The organism is Myxococcus stipitatus DSM 14675 (genome assembly GCF_000331735.1).
GTDB lineage: Bacteria > Myxococcota > Myxococcia > Myxococcales > Myxococcaceae > Myxococcus > Myxococcus stipitatus.
This window is the reverse complement of record NC_020126.1, coordinates 1,621,000-1,637,990: the sequence shown is the minus strand read 5'-3', so window position 1 is coordinate 1,637,990 and position 16,991 is coordinate 1,621,000. Positions and strand designations below refer to the sequence as shown.

The following is a 16,991-nucleotide window of genomic DNA, read 5'->3' as shown; positions in this document are numbered from 1 at the left end:
GCCTCGGGCCTCAGAAAAATTCGGTCCTGCTCCCAGGCCTGCACACCCGGGCACTTCGTCTGCTCAGCCGCGCGCCCTGGGCGCCACGGCACCACTCGCGGACGGCTCCAACGGAATCACCCGCGTCCGGCGACAGCGGCGGCACTTCAGCTCCACGCCTCCCGGCACCAGCCTGGCCAACAGGCTCCCGCACAGGCATCGCAGCTCATCCGCCTCACCGCCCTGCTGGCATCCGTCGCTCATCTCCACTCCGCTGTCTCAACTACAACGGACGATATTGATACTGATTATCAAAGTCAACCTACTCACAGAATCAGTGTCCTGAGGCCCACAGAGTCGGCCTGGGAGGTTGCTCAGTGGAGCTTGGCGCGGGGGGCTGCGTCGCGGCGGACGCGGGGCTTGGGCGTCACCATGCGGGTGATGCCGTAGTAGAGCTGGTCCTCGGTGTAGACCTTGCGCACACGCCGGTGGGTGCCGGGGATGTAGGCGGGGCCGGGGCGCTCCAGCCATTGGAGGACGCGCACCTCGCCGGTGTAGGCGAGCGGGGCGAGCAGCTCCGGGGGGCACAGCTTGAGGTAGCGGCGCACGAGCGGGCGCAGCTTCCGGGAGAAGTCCTTGCCCAGCACGGCGTGGCGGCGGCCGGAGTGCAGGGTGCCGTCGAAGCGGCGCGACATGTGGAACAGCTCGTGGACCACCGTCTCCAAGCGGGCCTTGGCGGAGGAGCCTCGGAAGAAGAGGGGCCGCAGGGTGATGCAGTACAGCATGCGCCGGCTGCGGATGCGGATGATGGGCTTGCGCCGGCCGCGGCGGTCCTTGCACTTGCCGCCCCGGAAGCACAGGGGCTTGATGGTGCCTCGGGAGGCGCGGCGCGCTTCACCCGCCACCACCAGGACTCGGCCCGCCTTCACGTGGGCGAACTCCGGCAGCTTCGTCGCGATGTCCCGGATGAGGGCGCGGAGCGTCTTGTTGAAGTTGGGGCGGCGTCGGACCACGAGTGGTTGACAGTCTAGCGGAAAAGCCCTTGGGGGCGGCTCCCCCGGTGCACACAATGTCTAGCGTGATGCGCTCGACTTCGCCCGTGGTCCTGTTGGCGGCCTTGGCTTGGGTGGGCTGGGGGTGTGCCTCCACCCCCGTCAGCCCCGCTTCCCGGGTCGTCACGTTGACGGCCCAGGACACTTCCGTGGTCTCCCAGGGCCTCACGGAGGCCACCCTCCGCTTCAGCGCCCAGTTGGAGGCCGCGAGCTCCGGACAGGTGGAGCGGGCCGACTATGAGCTCGTGTCCGAGGGGAAGGTGCTGAAGCAGGGCACCACGAAGCTTGGGACGCGGCTGGAGCGCGGGGCGCCGGTGGCGCTGTCGTTCGAGGAGCGCGCGGCCTACGTGCAGAGCCCGGAGGACCTGGCGCGGCTGAGCGCCCAAGGGGGCACGGTGCTCCTGGCGCTCCGAGGGGTGCTGGTGGTGCGCACGGGGGACATCGAGCAGAAGCTCCCCTTCGCCGCGAGCCGAGGAGTCCGGGTGCCCAGGCTTCCCACCATCGTCGTGGAGGAGTTGGACGGGGCGCGCTACTCCGCCGAGGAGGTGCAGCTCAACCTGCGGCTGGGGATTCGCAATCCCAACCCCTTCCCGCTCAAGTTGAGTGGGCTCACGTGGCAGGTGGCCGTGGCCGGCAAGGCGATGGACAGCGGGATGCTGGCCCAGTCGGACAGCGTGGAGGCGTCCGCCACGGGGGTGTATCCGGTGGAGGTCTCCGTGACGAAGGACTCCTGGGGGCCGGAGGTGAGGTCGCTCATCTCGCGGGGAATCCTGCCCTATGGCGTGACGGGAGAGCTGACGGGGCCGTTGATGCGAGTGCCGTACTCGCTCACGGGCGAGGTGAAGCTCAACGTGTCCCGGTAGGATGGGCGCCGCGTGCCCATCTATTTGTTGAGTGAAGAGCATCCGGAGCTGTTTCCCCCTCCGGAGCGCGCGGACAAGAGTGGCGTGTTGGCCGTGGGCGGAGACCTGAGCCCGGAGCGGCTGCTGGCCGCGTACTCGCGCGGCATCTTCCCGTGGTTCAGCGCGGGGGACCCCATCCTCTGGCATTCGCCGGACCCGCGCTTCGTGCTGGAGCCGGACAAGCTCCACGTGGGCCGCAGCCTGCGCAAGACGATGGCGCGAGGGGACTACGAGGTGCGCTACGACACGGCCTTCGCGCGGGTCATCACCGAGTGTGGCCGCGTGTCGCGTCCCGGGCAGACGGGGACGTGGATTACGGACGAGATGCTGGAGGCGTACGTCGCGCTGCACGAGCGGGGCTTCGCGCACTCGGTGGAGGCGTGGGCGGGGGGCGAGCTGAAGGGCGGCCTGTACGGCGTGTCGCTGGGCGCGGCCTTCTTCGGCGAGAGCATGTTCGCGCTGGCGCCGGATGCGTCGAAGGTGGCGTTCGCGACGGCGGTGGAGCGGTTCAAGACGTGGGGGTTCCAGTTCATCGACTGCCAGGTGGAGACGGAACACCTGGCGCGCTTCGGCGCGGAGGACTGGACGCGAAAGCGCTTCCTCACCGCGCTGCGCCGGGCCCTGGATGAATCCACGCGGCAGGGCTCGTGGACCGAGCCCACGCCGTCGTGACGAGCCCGAGGGGCGTCAGTCCTCCACGCCCCACAAGGCCACGGTGCCGTCGCCCTGGCCCCACGCGACCAGGCGTCCATCCGGCGAGAAGAGCGCGTCACTCGCGTTCAGGTCATCGCCATCACTGAAGTGGAACACCTCCTCGCCGGTATCGAAGCGGTGGACCCCAAAGCCTCGACCATCCCAGGACGCAATGAGCAGGTCACCCTGGGGATTGAAGCTGAGGTTGCACGTGTAGCCAACGAAGCCCGGGAGCATCTTCACGAGGCGACGCTCCCTCAGGTCAACCACCGCGACCTCCTCCGTGCTGCCGCCCACGACCAGGAGCGGCTCCGTCGGATGAAACGCGAGACTCCACAGAGTGGGCGCGTCGATGGACAGCACCACGGGTTGCGCCCCTTCGCCCACCGCCCAGAGCCAGAGGTTCCCCGAGCGCCCATCGTCCGCGGAGAAGGTCGCCGCCGCGAAGCGGCCATCCGGAGAGAGCGCGCACGACGAGACATGGACACCCATGTCCAACGGCGTGAACTCGCACAGTGGCCGCCAGGCCTTCACGTCCCACACCAGAGGCGACTCACCATCCAACGGCATCAGCAGCAGCCACTCCCCTCCTCCGGACATGGAGAAGCGGGTCACCGCGTTGGACAGGTGATGCTCACGCGTGAGCGTTCCATCCTTCGTGGAGAGGGACACCAACCTCGGCCGCCAGAGCCCCGCGGGCGAGAGGCTCGCGGGGCCCACGGTAACGATGTGCTCCGCGTCGGGGAGCACCGCCGCCTCCACCGCGGAGCGCGGCTCATGAGTCCCTCTGGGCCCGCCAGGCGGAGCCCCCACGTCCCACCACCGCAACGGTGTGCCCCCCAAGGCCAGCGCGAGGACCACGGAGCCCTGGGGCGAGAACGCAAGCCGCTGGCCCGAGACGGCGGTGCTCGCCTTCAGCTCGGGGCCGAGCCGGCCGACTTGCTTCAGCCGCGAGGCATTGGACGGAGTGATGAGAGGACGTGAGGAAGTCATGCGCGCGCTCTTAGAGACAGGTCCCGGTGCTGTGGTCCGGGATGCACTCCGGAAGGATGACCCGGCCATCCATGATGTCGAGCTCCAGGTGGTAGTTCTTGTAGTACTCCGTATCCTCGTTCGACACGGGAGTGGGGATGGAGCCCGCCCGCAGCTCCAACCGCACCATGGAGAAGGGCTGCACCAGGGCCTCGGTCTCGTACACGTAATACGTGGTGGTGTGCTCCGTCACGTCGTGAATCACCTGCGTCGAGAGATCCACCCAGACGTTGCTCGCGTTGAGTTGCTGGAGCGCGAGGATGGCGGTCATCGGCTGGTAGGGCAGGTTCGCCGGCACCCAGGGGCGCAGCGAGTACGGACGCAGCTTCGCCTGGACGCGGACCTTCTTCGCCGTCTGGTGGGCGAAGAACGCCGGAATCCGCATGAACACGTGGCCGCTCTTCGAGGTCAGCAGCGGCGCCGTGTAGAAGCTCGTCCCCCACTTCAGCGGGTCCGAGGGGCAGCGCAGCTCATTGCCTCGGAAGCCGCTGAGCATCCGCTCGTCACTCCAGCGCCAGCGCTGACGCGGGCAGCCGTTGTACGGGTCCAGCGGACACGGGTCGCTGGCCGAGAGCAGGAACGTGTCCCGCGTCGTCGGTGGAGGCAGGGACGGCGCATCGCATGCGATGGGATTGCTGCTGGACGTGTCCACCGTGACGCAGGTGCTGGCGCCGATGGGGCGGTCCGCCCAGTTGCACAGGTCGATGGACACCTCGCGTTGATACTGGAAGCTGAAGGCCGAGGACTCCTGGGCCGCCACCGGAGCGGAGGCCATGAGCAGCCCCAGCGCGGCGAGCGCCGGGGTGAAAGCGTTCTTGAAGTTCTTCATGAGATGGATGTGTCCAGCCGGGCCCGTGAGGGCCCGGCGCATGGGTTGAATGAAAGGCTGACTACAGGGGCGTCAGGTCCATGTGAGACGCGTCCGCCCAGATCTGCTCCAGCATCGCGCGCTCGGCGGCATCCAGGTCCCGGGCACCGGCGTTCTTCGACTTGGCCATCATCGCCTCGCGGAACCACTTGTTGAATCCCGCCCGGGCCTCCTTCTGCCCCTGGGGAACCAGCACGTTGGTGTCCGTCACCTTGCAGGCGATGTCCGCGTCCGCCCACTGGTTGGGGGTGTGCGAAATCTCCTTCTTGAGATGCGGCCGTGGACGCCCGCCCGTTCCGTTGGGAGCAATGCGGATGATGGAGCCATCCGCATGGGCCCAGACCTCCTGGACGTTGTCGGACGCCTTCATGACGAAGCCCTTCTGCGGCAGCAGCAGCCGGACCTCGTCCAGATACATGCCCTTCATCGGCGGCAGGTTGCGAACCGCGGCGCCAAGGTTCTTCGTGAACACGGTGTCGCGAACCGCCGGGCTCCACACGGCGCCGAAGATGTCCAGGCCCACGACCTTGTGCATCGACTCGCCGCCCACCGTGGAGGCGAACTTCGTGACGAACACATCGCCATAGACATCCGCCAGGTGCTTGATTTGCGCGCCGGTGAGGTCGCCCAGGTGAGCGATGGCGTTGTCGCCCAGCCGGGTGCGCAGCAGCCGAGCCTCCGCCGCGCCCAGGTCCAGCAGCAGGTTGTCGATCGTCTTGGCGACGCGGGCCCCCACGGGTGCCACCGCCATGACGCCATGCCAGAAGGCTCCGCTGCCGATGAAGACCCCCAACCCGGAGGCGACACGCTCCTCGGTCGACAGGTTCTCGCCACCGGGCATGCAGAACTTCTTGCCCGTCACGGCCTCGCACAGGTCCAGGATGTCGCCCACGGGGGTGAAGCCCACGAGCACGCGGGAGATCTCGACGGCGGCGGTGGCCGCGGAGTTCACCATCTGCGTGAGCTCGAGGAGCCGCTCGAAGCCCCAATCCACACTCATGATGGCGGAGGCCGCGCCCTGGAGCATCGCGTTGATGGTGTCCAGGAACAGCCGCTCCTCGGGCGTCATGTTCGCGTCCCAGCCGGCCAGCGCGTCCTTGAGCGCGTTGGCGGCCTGGGGCGTGTGAGCCATCAGCACCGAGTCCAACCGCTCGCGAATCTCCAAGGGGATGGGGCTGTCCAGGAACCAGCCCGACTCATCCATGAAGTTGAGCACGTAGGAGGCCACGCTCTGACGCGCGTTGAGGAACGCGGCCCACTCCTGCGTGGACACGGCCGCGCGCGCCTCCAGCGAGCGCTGCATCGCGGCCACGTTGACGCGCCAGCTCCGCACCGTGCTCAAGAACCCTCGCCGGTCCTCCGCCGAGCCCGTCCCCATCTGCTGCTCCAGGCGCGAAATCACCTGCTGGGCGAAGGCCGCGTACGGGTCATGCTCCGGGTCGAAGTCGTCGTTGGGGACGACCTCCGGAACCGTCACGTCCGGCACCTCGTCCAGGCCGCTGCCCGTCTCGAAGCTGTCGGGCGAGTTCAGGTCGTGTCCCGCCTGCGCCACGGCGGCCTCGATGAGCGACACCGCCTCGTCCACGTGGAGGCCCAACTCCGTGGTGATGCGCGCAATCTCCGCGCGCAGCTGCGCCACGTTCTTCTTCAGGTCCGCCACCAGGTTCACCAGCGCGTTGCGCGTCCCCGCCGGCAGGTCCGCGTAGCGCTTCAGCAGCGCGTCCAGCTCCGCGGCGGTCAGCTCGTCGAAGCCCTTCTGCAGCAACGCCTCGAGCTCCGCCTGGAGGCTGTCGAGCCGCGCCTGCCGCGCCTGCATGTCCGCGATGCTCGTCGCGTTCCCCAGAATCTTGTTCCGGTCCTCGGAGATGGCTCGCTCCATCTCGGCGATGCGGTCCGCCAGGCCCGGGTTGAGCTCTCTCAGCGAGAAGTTCACGTTCGTGGCGCCCGTGAACGCCGTCCCCGCCCGGTTGACGGAGAACAGCGGCAAGGGCGACTGACCCGGACGCGCGAGCCGGACGAGCTCCGTCGTGTACGTCTGCCCATCCCCTCCCACGGTGGTGATGCCGAAGTAGAAGGAGTTGGCGCCCGGCCTCAGCAGGACTGAGTCGAACGGCGCATGGAACATGTTGTAGCGGTCCCCGTTCTGCGCCGCCCGAAGCTGGTTGGGGACCGTGTACGTCGGCAGGGGGATGAGGTTGACGTCGAAGATGGGGATGCCTTCGCGCACGATGGTCGCGTTGTTGTTGCTCCCCTTCGAGCCGATATACGAGACGGTCTCCCAGACGATGTCGTACGTGTCTGCCCATGCCGGGCGCGCGCACAGCAGCGCGAGCAGGAGGGCCAGGATGCCGCGCGGAGCCCTGCTGGCCCGCGCACGCGAGAAGAAGTTCAGTCGGTTTCTCATGTCGGGTCTCACAGTCCGTCGGACTTGCGCAGCGCGGCGTCATGCACCGTCGCGGCGTCCTTGAGCTGACCCGCGGCCAGCTTCGCTTCCACCTCCAGCAGCATCGCCGCGGGCACCGTGCCCGCGTTGCGCATCATCGCCACGTTGAGCCGCAGCGTTCCCGGCAGCGTGGACGTCATCCACGTGCGCACGCGGGAGAAGTCCCGGCGCATCGCCACGCATCCCGTCTCCCTCCACGAGCGCTGTCCCGCCGCTGGCGGCGCGCACGCGGGCTCGAACTGCAGATACGACTCCATCTGGTCGAACTTCTCCGACAGGAACGACAGCTTCAGCACCGTGCTCTTCGGAGCCACCTTCCAGAGCTGGGTGCTGCGCGCGGTGACGTCGTCCAGGAAGCGCTGCGACGCGGTGAGGAAGGCCGCGTCCGCCATCGCCTGGCGAGTGGCCGCGTCCGCCTCCAGGCCGATGAGCGCGTCGCGGCGCTGCTTCATGCCTTCCAGCAGGCGGTCCACCGCGGTGAGCACCTTGCGCCGGCGCGAGTCGCAGTAGCCCTCGATGCCCCCGAGCATCTCCAATTCCCCGTCGACGAGGTCTCCCATGACCAGCCCGCGCTGCGCGATGAACTCCTTGTCGCGCAGCAGGCTCGTCACGTAGTCCTCCTGGATCCGCCCCAACTGCATGCGCAGCCGAACCGCATCCATCGCCAACACGCTGGCCGCGCCGCTCTCCTGATGCGCCAGGGCCACCGCGTCGAGCTGCACCGTCACCAGCCCCTGGAGGTTCGCCGCCGAGCCCTGCGTGGCCAGCGTCCGCAGCGAGGCCGTCGTCGCGGGCTCCGTCGCCTTGAAAGCGGCGAAGCGGTTCGCGAGCGCGACCACCTCGGGCACGAGCACATCGAGGTCCGCCCGCGCCCGGGAGACCGTCGCCTCCACGCGCACCATGCCGGCCTTCACCTCGGCCTCTTCCACCACGACCGGGTCACCGTACTCGCGCGCCTTCGCCTTCACCGTCGACTCGGCGGAGTCGATCATCGTCTTGATGCGGTTCGACACCGCCGCCAGCTCGCGATCCTGGGACCTGACGAGCCCGCGCGTGCTATCGCGCATGCCGGTCAGGGTCGCCTTGAGCGTCTCGGCGCTCTTGTTGCTGTTCTTCAAGAAGGCAATCACGTTCTGCTGTGAATCCAGCCACGTCGTCAGCTCCGCATGCGTGGCGTTCCATTCCGGGTCCGGCACCAGCATCTGGATGGGCTGGAAGCGGCACGTCATGTCCGTGCCACAGATGTTCCCCATCCGATTGAAGACAGCGTCGTAGGGAACCTGGGGGCTCTGGTTGATTTCGACGCACTCGAGAAGGTGGTGCCTGTCGACGAAGGCGCAGTACCGCGGCCAGTACGCGGAGCGCTGGCCCTGCGCCGCCAGGGGTTCCGGCTCGTGCGGCGCCGACGTGGGCCCGCACCCCAGGGACAACAGGGTGGCCATCACGGCGCCGCTGAGCGCCGTTCGTGGTGTGAATCGCTTCATGCTCTGTCTCTCCTGAAGGAAGTCGTGAGCGGGGCCGCTACGGCAGCCACGGGTCCAGCTGCACCAGGGCCAGCACCTTCTTGTTCTGGAGCCGGATGACCTCCTGCGTCGCCGCGTCGTAGAGCTGCGCGTAGTCGGGAGGGTTCTGCGTCTGCCGGGCGATGATGGCGTTGAGCCGCGCGAGCACCTCGGCCGCGTCCGCGCCCAGGTGGTCCTCGAGCGTCATCACCGTGCCATCCGGTCGCTGCCAGTCCTCCGGATGGCCCAGCACCCAGAGCCCCCCATGCAGCCGCAGCAGCGCCAGGCGCTCCTCGATGGACAGGTCGCCGCAGTTGAGAATCATCGACTCCAGGGCGGGCCCCGACTCGAGGGCCGCCGCGCGCATCTCCTGCATCGTCTCGTTGGACAACTCGACGCGGAAGCGGTCCGCCAGGCTGCGCATGAGCGAATACGCGCGCTGGTAGAGCATCAGCTCCTCCATGCGCGAGGCGTGGTTCGACGCGGCGGTGATTTCGGCGTCGATGGCGGTGAGGAGCGCCTGGGCCTCCGCCGTGTTGGACACGTCCACCTCGTTCCAGCGCACCTCCAGCTTGATGTTGCAGGTGCCGTCCAGGACGGCCGTGGACGTCCAGGCCGAGTTGTCGCTGAGCACGAACGTGCCCACCGGCGCACCGCCCGCGCCCCGCAGCATCACCTCCACGTTGCGCAGATAGGGAATGATGGCCGTGGCCGCGCCAGCGGCCTCCGCCTTGGCCTCGAGCGGATACTGGGTGGAGCAGTTCCCCGTCACCACGGAGCGTAGCGACGTGCGCAGGGGCACCGCGGTCTCCGCCGTGGGCGTGATGAACGTGCGTGGAGCCATCTGACAGTTCATCAGCCGGTTGAATCTCGGCTCACAGCGCGCCGGCGAGATGAGGTCGATGACATCCACTGCGTGGGCCTGTCCCGCGAACAACAGGGCACACGTCGCCCCCGCGAACGTGATTCGCTTCTTCATGGCTTCTCCTGATGGGTGAAAAAGGTGCTTGGAAAGACGTCCGGCTCACGCGCGCGGCGACAAGCCTCCAGGCTCGCGGCCGCGCGCGGAGACGCTCAGAGACAGAAGCCGGGACGGGACTGGTCCGGAATGCAATCCGGCAGGATGAGCCGCGCCTCGATGAGGTCGGCGTTCAGGTGGTAGTTCATCCAGATGTTGTTCTCGTCGGCCACCCGCAGCGCCGGCAGCGTGTTCGCGCGCAACTCCACGCGCACGGGGGTGTAGGGCTGGACGACGGCCTCCAGCTCGAACATCTCGTAGAAGGTCCCCGGCCCGTAGGGCGGCGCGGGCAGCACCCGTATCGCGATATCGCGCCAGACGTTGTCCGTCCCCTGGGTCTGGAGCGCGAGCGTCGCGGACAGGCTGACGCTCGGCAGTCCACTGGGGCTGTAGGGCTTGCTCGTGTAGAGCATCACCTTGACCTGCCCACGCACCGTGCGCGGCTGGCTGTGGCTCAAGAAGCCCGGGACGCGAAGGAAGACATGGTTGGAGACGGTGGTCGCCAGGGGCTTGGTGAAGAGCCCCGTGGACCAGTCCACCGGGTTGCTGGGGCAATGAATGACAGACCAACCCCAGCCACTCAGATATCGCCCATCCGGCCAGTGCCACTGCTGCGTCCGGCAGCCATTGATGCCGTCATAGGGACAGGCCACGGTGGGCGACAGGTCGAACCAGGACGTCGAGGGCGCCGGAGCCGTGGGCGCCGCACACGCGACGGCGTTCGCCCGATTCCAGGTGGACGGGGCGTCCGCCGCGTTCTGCGCCGTGCAAGTGCTGTTCGTCGGGCGGTTGGACCAGTTGCACATGTCCAGGGCAATCTCCTGGACATATTGCGAGCTGAGCGCCGTCAGCTCAGAGGTCGGGACCTCCGGCGGCGCGAAGGAGACGGCGTCGGAGGCCAGCGCCGCCAGCGGCGAGAAGGCCAAGGCCAGCGCGCAGGACACACTCCGCCGGGCCCCGGAAAGAAACAGAGAACGAATGCGAGACATGACTCCCCCTGGAGGGATGTATCCCTCCTGCACTCCCTCGCCTGGGCGGACATGGCGCCTTCAGGCGTGGCGGCCCCCAAGAGCCGCCCCCGATATACGGAGAAGTGCCTCAATCCTGGTCGTCACGAATCGCGGGCCCGAGCCCCGCGCGCTCACTCCCCCCAAGGGGACGCGGCGGGGCGCTTCACCTTGCACGGCGACAGGCTGCGTCGCGTGAGGAGCACTTCCTCTTCCGACGGACTGGTGAAGCGGATGGCCTTCGGGCTGGCCTTCGGCTTCGCGGGGTCATGGACGAAGAGCGAGCCCGAGTCCCGGCTCAAGATGAAGCGCAGTCCCGCGCTGTCATGGAGGCCGCCGAAGAAGACGGTGCCCCCGTTCTTCAGCGACGCCGGCGAGAGCGCACCCGACGGGCGATAGAACAAGAGCGACAGGTCCTCGGTGGCCCAGTCACACGGGTCCTTCTTCCCCTTGCGGTCCATCCACGACACCGTGAAGTCGCTCACCGCGCCACCGTCCTCCCAGGTGATGCCGATGCGCTCCCACAGCCGCAAGCAACCCGGGGCCTCGCAATCGCGCGCGGGGACGAACTCCATCACGTCCGCGGGCAGCCCCTCCCCATCCTTGCCCAGCTCTCGCTCCGTGGGCCGGCGCAGCTTGCAGCCCGTGGGCTCGTCCTTCTGCCGCAGCGCCACCGGCGTACCCGACAAGCGCCCCGGCGGCAGCATGTCGCAGTCCGACTGAATCTCCGCCATGAGGAACGTCTTGCGCTCGGCGTCCGTCGCGCCCTTGCGCACCGCCCACCACTGCGTCGGCGTCGCGCGGCATGCGGGCGTGTCGTTCTTGCCGAAGACCCACAGCGGGATGCTCGGGTCCGGCGCGCCCAGCTTGCGCACGTCCTCCTCCGCCACCAGCTTCGCGCCCTCGCGCTCCCGCTCGAGCCCCTTGAAGTACGTGTCCTTCGACTCGGGGATGACGGCCTGGTGCACCAACCACCCCGAGCGCTCCAGTCCCAGGTGCGAGCCCGAGGAGAACGGCACCACATCCGGGCGCTTCGGACAGCCTCGGTCCGGCACCGGGGCCTCGATGATGACGGCCGAGCCATCATCCTGGGCCATCGCCCCCCGCGGCACGGCGAACAGCGTCAACCCCAGCGCCAACGAAGGCGTCCACTTCGAGAATCGCATCGGCTCCTCCACGCAACCCTGGCGGCGTGATGTGTGACGCGTGCTGCCACCCGGGCGGACTCCCCACGGTCATACCTCAAGCCCACCCCCTCGCGGCACACCCTGACGCATCCCGCCGCCCCGCGACAGACGAGGCCCCATCCCGCGCGATATGACTGCACCCACTCTCTCCACCAGGATGAGCCCATGCGCGCCTTGTTGATGCTCGCGGCCGTGACACTGGCCCTGTCGGCCTGCCGCAATGACTCGCAGACGCCCCAGCCCGGCCCTCCGACGGGTGACCTCCACGACGGCGACTGGAAGGACACCGGCCCCTTCGCCGCCTGTCGCGTGGACCTCTCCGCGGCCTCCTGCGGAAGCCTCGCCAGCTTCGACGCGAGCGCCTGCACCCCGGGCGGACTCGCGACCCTGGAGCTGGATGGCGTCTACACGCTGCACGTCCGCGCCAAGAGTCCGCAATATGCCGGTGACTACACGCTGGGCCCCCAGGCCATGAGGCTCGCGCCCACGGGCGACCAGTTCGCGAACGGCCTGCGCGTGGACCGGCGAGAGGTGGACTCGCGCGGCCAGGTCTACATCTCCGCGCAGCGAGCGGAAGGGGCCTCGGGCTCGCGGCGCCGCTCCTATCTGGGCTGCCAATCCCCGGAGCCCGGGCGGCTACAGGGCTGCTACGTGGATTGCTACAACGGCCAGGTCCAGCGCGAAGGCACCTTCGACGCACGCAAGGTCACCGCCGCCGAGGGCGAGCCCGAGTCCTCCGGCCTGGAGCAAGTCTCCGAGACCTTCGTGCCGGGCACCCCCGTGGACATCTACGTCACGCGCGGCCATGCCTATGTCGTGTCCCTGGGCGCGGGCCTCCTCGTCTACGACGTGAGAGACCCGACGAAGCCCGTGCTCACGCGGAGCCTCCGGCTCCCGAACGACAACTACTGGAACGGCGTCTGGGCGAAGGACGACGCGCTCTACGTCGCGAGCGGAGCCCGGGGCGTCATCGTCTTCGACATCACCGACCCCGGGTACCCGCTGGAGGTCCTCGCGACGGGCGGCCAGCAGCGCACCAACGCGCACACCGTGTTCGTCCACGAGGACCGGCTCTTCGCCGCCTCCCCCGCCCCCACGGGCGAGGTGCTCGTCTACGACATCAGCCAGCCCCTGCAGCCGCGCCGCATCGGAGGCTTCCAGGCCGCGGGCTTCACGCCGGAGACCTCCAACGGGCCTCACGACATGTTCGTCTTCGAGGGGCGCCTCTACACGAACTTCTGGAGGGCCGGCTACGTCATCGCCCAGGTGGAGCGAGAGGACGCCCCGACGCAGCTCGGCTCCTACCGCTACCGGAACGCCACCAGCCACGCCAACGCCGTCGGGCGGTTCGGCGAGCGCGTCATCGCCTTCGAGGGAGGCGAGGACTGGGGCGCGCACCTGCGCGTGCTCGACGTGACGGACCCGGCCTCGGTGAAGCTCCTGGGCGAGTACCGACGCCAGGAGCACCTCTCCCTCCACAACATGGTGCTGGTGGGAACGAAGCTCTACGTCGCGTGGTACCAGGACGGCGTGCGCGTGCTGGACGTGTCCACCCCCGAGAACCCTCGCGAGGTCGCGCACTACAACACCTTCCGGCCCGATGACCCGGGGCGGGGCGAGAGCTTCTACGACGGCGCCATCGGCATCCGCGTCCCGGGCGACGGCTTCGTCTACACGGTGGACACCTCGCGCGGCCTCATCCTCCTGCGCGAGACGGCGCGCTGAGGGCTCAGCCCTTCTTGCGCGGCTTCTTCGGCGTGCCCCGGATGATCTCCACCGGCACGGGAGGCTCGGCCTCGACGGCGGGCCCCGCGTCCGGCACCGCGGCGGGAGCCTCCGGGGCCTTCACCTCCACCCGGTCCTCCAGGGGCACCCGGCCCACGGAGCGGCGGAACAGCTCCCACAGCGCCTTCCTCCAGTCCTCGCGGCTCGCCGAGCCCGTCATCACCAGGCCCGCGCCGCTGTAGCGCGCCTCCAGCCCCAGCGGCTTGAGCGCCGCGCTCATCGCGGCCAGCTGCTCCTGGAGCGCCGGCACCTCGAAGGTCAGCTCCAACTCCCGCGCCACATACGCGTCCGAGCGCAGCACCTCCAACAGCGCCGCCCGGCACGCCGGGTCCTTCACCGTGACGGACAGCAGCTTCTCCGCCCCCTGCGTGGCCTTCAGGTCCGGGCACACCTTGCGCGCGGAGGCCATCCGAGGCGACAGGTCGTCCGAGGGAGGAGCTCCCACCACCAGTCTCCACACCGCGAAGCGCCCCTCCGCGTACAGGAGCAGGAGCGTCTGCCCCTCCTTGTGCCCGGTGAGCAACAGTTCGTTGCTGCCCGGGAGCGCCTCGGCGCTGGCCACGGAGGCGTCCTCCACCTCCACCCACTCCAGGGCCGCCAGCTTCTGGAAGCGGTCTTTTCCCGCCTCCAGGGGGAGGACCAGGTCCACCGGCCACGCGCCAGCGACGGCGGGGACGAGGAAGGCCAGAAGTGCTCCAAGGAAGTACATGCGAGCGGGCATCGGGGCTCCGGCGGGGTGGAACGGACCCTTAGCACGGGATAAGAACCGGTCTCTATGCCTACCTGGGCCCTCTGGGTCGCCTGCCTGGCGCTGTGCTTCGTCAGGTCCCTGGTCGCCGCGGCGGAGTCCGCGCTTTACGGAACGTCGGACCTGCGAGCCCAAGAGCTGGCGGAATCCCACAAGGGTGCCGCCAGCCGCCGCGTCCTCCGCCACAAGACGGAGCGCGAGGCCACCGCCACCGCCCTGCGCCTGGGCACCCTGCTGAGTGGGTTCCTGGCCGCCGCCATCGGCGCCTTCGTCCCCCCTCGCATGTTGGACCTGACGCGCTACGGCGAGGCCGCCTGGCTGCCGGTGGCCACCGTCGCCGCGGGCGCGCTCTTCGTGGGCGTGCTGGCCAGCCTCATGGAAGTCACCATGCGCGGGCTCGCCAACGCCAACCCGGAGCGCTGGGCGCTGCGGCTGTCGGGCCTCGTCTCCCTGCTGGTGACGGTGCTCTATCCCCCCATGCGCCTGGTGCTGGGGGTGCTCAACCTGATGGCGCGCACCTTCGGCCGCACGCTGCGCTTCGAGCCGCCCCCGCCTCCGCTCGAGGAACTGGAGAAGCTGCTGGCCGCGCAGGCCGCGAAGAACGAGGTCGACAAGAGCGCCCCGCAGCTCATCCGCTCCATCTTCGAGCTGTCCGACAAGCGCTGCCGCGACGTCATGGTGCCGCGCACGGAGGTGGTGACGGTGGACAGCACCATCACCTCCACCGACTTGCTGCGGCTGCTCGCCGAGGAGAACCACTCGCGCATCCCCGTGTACCGGGATGACGTGGACCACATCATCGGCGTGCTGCACGCGCGCGACGTCATCCCGCTGCTCCAGCACCCGGAGCTCATCGTCCTGCAGGACATCATCCGCCCCGCGCACTTCGTGCCGTGGATGAAGCCCATCGGCGACCTGCTGCGGGACATGCAGAAGCGGAAGATCCACATGGCCATCGTCGTGGACGAGTACGGCGGCTTCATGGGGGTCGTGACGCTGGAGGACATCCTCCGCGAAATCGTCGGCGACATCGGCGACGAGTTCGAGGTGGAGGAGAAGCAGGTGGAGAAGATGGCCGACGGCAGCTTCGTCGTGGACGCCGCCATGGAGGTGGATGGCTTCACCCAGGCCTTCGGCTTCCCGCTGCCCGAGGGCGACTTCGACACGCTGGGCGGCTACCTGTCGTCCCTGGCCGGCCACCTGCCCGACGTGGGCGAGCGCTTCACCTACAACGGCTGGCAGTTCGTCATCGCCAGCAAGGAAGGCGCCCGCATCCACCGCGTGCGCATGTCCCGCCTCAAGAGCACCACGCCTGGGAAGGACGTGCGCGGCAAGGAGCCTCGCGAGGCCTCCGCCGGCAAGTCCTGAGTCAGTCCCCGCCCGCGTCCAGCGGCGGCACGTGGGTCATCCGCCGCGAGCCCTGGACGCGGAACGGCGCGCGGCGCTCCGTGGTGCCGAAGCGCAGCAGCACCCCGCCGCGCACGCGCACCGGCAGCGGCTGCGTCCCCGTGACGGCCACCACGCGCTCGGCGGCCAGCGGGAAGAGGACGCGCAGGGGAATCTCCGCGTTCGGAGGCAGCGCCGCGTCCAGCTGCTGCTGCCCCGCCGCGACGCGCCGTCCGTCCACCCACAGCTCGAAGTCCACGAAGGACACGCTGGCCGCGTCGGACGAGGGGTTCTTCACCTGGAGCCCCACGTCCAGCAGGCCCGACTTGTCCTCCGCGAAGTCCACGGCGAGCGACTCGACACGCACCGCGTCGTCATAGGCGCGCGGATGGAAGGGCGCCGAGCCCAGGCAGCCCGAGGCCAGCACCCCGCCCCCGAGCAACCCCAGCAGCTCGCGGCGCGTGCGCATCATCCGCCCAAGAGGGGCTGGAGCGCCTCCACCGTGAGGGGCCAGCCCGCCCGGCGAGCCAGCGCCTCCAGCGCCTTGATGAACTCCGCCGCCGACTGGAAGCGCCGCACCCGGTCCGCGAAGAGCGCCTTGCGCACCACCTGCCCCGCGTAGTCCGGCAGGTCCGACGTCACCGAGGACAGGAGCGGAGCGCGCGCATCGCGCACCTTGTGCATCAGCTCCGCCTCGTTCTCCCCCGCGTGCAGCCGCCGGCTGGCGAACAGCTCCCAGAGGATGACGCCCACCGCGTACAGGTCCGTGCGCGCGTCCACCGCGTGCCCCAGCACCTGCTCCGGGCTCATGTACGGCAGGGTGCCACGCAGCGCGCCGGAGTCGCCGCGCATCAGCCCCTCCACCTCCGCCACGCCGAAGTCCGTCAGCTTCACGTCGCCGTTGATGCCCAGCAGCACGTTGGCCGGGTTCACGTCGCGGTGGACGATGGTGGCGCCGTTCTCACCCACCTTGGCCCGGTGGATGTAGTCGAGCGACTTGAGCAGGCACCAGGCGATGTAGCAGGCGGACTCGGGCGGCATCGCCGCGCCGGCCTTGAGCAACAGCTCCTGCATGTAGCCGAGCGTCCGGCCACTGACGAGCTCCTGCACCATCAGGTAGTCCGGCCCCGCCTTGAACAAGCGGAACGTCCGGACGATGTGCGCATGTCTCAACCGCACCGTGAGCTTCGCTTCGTCGACGAACGCCTTCACATAGGCCGTGTCGTTTCGAAACGAGGGGTGCAGTCGCTTGATGACAACTTCGTCCGGCTCCCCCGGCGAGCGCTGCGTCGTGGACCGGGCTCTCGCCTGGTACACCTCCGCCATGCCACCGACGGCCAGCCGGCCGACTACCTCGTAACCACCCAGGTCCGGAGCTTCCGCCACACC

The 16,991-nt window shown here is 69.0% G+C and carries 16 protein-coding genes; 4 read left to right on the top strand and 12 right to left on the bottom strand.

Features of this window, described 5'->3' with window-relative positions; genetic code table 11:
• Window positions 1-63: 63 nt before the first annotated feature.
• Window positions 64-243, bottom strand: coding sequence for a hypothetical protein (locus MYSTI_RS06570; protein ID WP_015346933.1), 180 nt, complete (start codon window positions 241-243; stop codon window positions 64-66).
• A gap of 110 nt (window positions 244-353) precedes the next feature.
• Window positions 354-992 (bottom strand): hypothetical protein, encoded by a 639-nt coding sequence (locus MYSTI_RS06565; protein WP_015346932.1) that lies wholly within the window; start codon window positions 990-992, stop codon window positions 354-356.
• Window positions 993-1,048: 56 nt separating this feature from the next.
• On the opposite strand from MYSTI_RS06565, the gene MYSTI_RS06560 reads away from it, so the two are divergent.
• Complete coding sequence (locus tag MYSTI_RS06560; RefSeq protein ID WP_015346931.1) at window positions 1,049-1,894, top strand: LEA/WHy family protein; 846 nt, start codon at window positions 1,049-1,051, stop codon at window positions 1,892-1,894.
• Between the two features lie 12 nt (window positions 1,895-1,906).
• Window positions 1,907-2,605, top strand: coding sequence for a leucyl/phenylalanyl-tRNA--protein transferase (aat, locus tag MYSTI_RS06555; RefSeq protein ID WP_015346930.1), 699 nt, complete (start codon window positions 1,907-1,909; stop codon window positions 2,603-2,605).
• A gap of 15 nt (window positions 2,606-2,620) precedes the next feature.
• Here aat and MYSTI_RS40475 read toward each other — a convergent pair whose 3' ends face one another.
• The 7 genes from MYSTI_RS40475 to MYSTI_RS06520 form a co-directional block, all read right to left on the bottom strand.
• Window positions 2,621-3,619: a WD40 repeat domain-containing protein gene (locus tag MYSTI_RS40475; protein WP_015346929.1), complete on the bottom strand. Its 999-nt coding sequence runs from the start codon at window positions 3,617-3,619 to the stop codon at window positions 2,621-2,623.
• A gap of 10 nt (window positions 3,620-3,629) precedes the next feature.
• Window positions 3,630-4,487 (bottom strand): hypothetical protein, encoded by an 858-nt coding sequence (locus tag MYSTI_RS06545; RefSeq protein WP_015346928.1) that lies wholly within the window; start codon window positions 4,485-4,487, stop codon window positions 3,630-3,632.
• Window positions 4,488-4,548: 61 nt separating this feature from the next.
• Window positions 4,549-6,930, bottom strand: a complete 2,382-nt coding sequence (locus MYSTI_RS06540; RefSeq protein WP_015346927.1) for a hypothetical protein — start codon at window positions 6,928-6,930, stop codon at window positions 4,549-4,551.
• A gap of 8 nt (window positions 6,931-6,938) precedes the next feature.
• A complete protein-coding gene (locus MYSTI_RS06535; protein WP_015346926.1) occupies window positions 6,939-8,453 on the bottom strand; it encodes a hypothetical protein in 1,515 nt (504 codons plus the stop codon).
• Window positions 8,454-8,490: 37 nt separating this feature from the next.
• Window positions 8,491-9,450 (bottom strand): hypothetical protein, encoded by a 960-nt coding sequence (locus tag MYSTI_RS06530; RefSeq protein ID WP_015346925.1) that lies wholly within the window; start codon window positions 9,448-9,450, stop codon window positions 8,491-8,493.
• A gap of 95 nt (window positions 9,451-9,545) precedes the next feature.
• Window positions 9,546-10,478 carry a hypothetical protein gene (locus MYSTI_RS06525; RefSeq protein WP_015346924.1) on the bottom strand — a complete coding sequence of 311 codons (933 nt, stop codon included), beginning with the start codon at window positions 10,476-10,478 and terminating at the stop codon, window positions 9,546-9,548.
• Between the two features lie 152 nt (window positions 10,479-10,630).
• Window positions 10,631-11,662: a hypothetical protein gene (locus MYSTI_RS06520; protein WP_015346923.1), complete on the bottom strand. Its 1,032-nt coding sequence runs from the start codon at window positions 11,660-11,662 to the stop codon at window positions 10,631-10,633.
• Between the two features lie 186 nt (window positions 11,663-11,848).
• Here MYSTI_RS06520 and MYSTI_RS06515 point away from each other — a divergent pair, with 186 nt between their 5' ends.
• Complete coding sequence (locus tag MYSTI_RS06515) at window positions 11,849-13,408, top strand: LVIVD repeat-containing protein (protein ID WP_015346922.1); 1,560 nt, start codon at window positions 11,849-11,851, stop codon at window positions 13,406-13,408.
• A gap of 4 nt (window positions 13,409-13,412) precedes the next feature.
• Here the strand turns inward: MYSTI_RS06515 and MYSTI_RS06510 are convergent, their stop codons facing one another.
• Entirely contained in the window at window positions 13,413-14,189 is a 777-nt protein-coding gene (locus MYSTI_RS06510; protein ID WP_015346921.1) for a hypothetical protein, read from the bottom strand.
• 54 nt (window positions 14,190-14,243) lie between these two features.
• Here MYSTI_RS06510 and MYSTI_RS06505 point away from each other — a divergent pair, with 54 nt between their 5' ends.
• Entirely contained in the window at window positions 14,244-15,584 is a 1,341-nt protein-coding gene (locus tag MYSTI_RS06505) for a hemolysin family protein (protein ID WP_015346920.1), read from the top strand.
• Window position 15,585: 1 nt separating this feature from the next.
• Here MYSTI_RS06505 and MYSTI_RS06500 read toward each other — a convergent pair whose 3' ends face one another.
• Window positions 15,586-16,074 (bottom strand): LEA/WHy family protein, encoded by a 489-nt coding sequence (locus MYSTI_RS06500; RefSeq protein WP_015346919.1) that lies wholly within the window; start codon window positions 16,072-16,074, stop codon window positions 15,586-15,588.
• Window positions 16,071-16,988, bottom strand: coding sequence for a serine/threonine protein kinase (locus MYSTI_RS06495; RefSeq protein WP_015346918.1), 918 nt, complete (start codon window positions 16,986-16,988; stop codon window positions 16,071-16,073). The genes MYSTI_RS06500 and MYSTI_RS06495 overlap by 4 nt, the downstream gene beginning before the upstream one ends.
• Window positions 16,989-16,991: the final 3 nt, after the last annotated feature.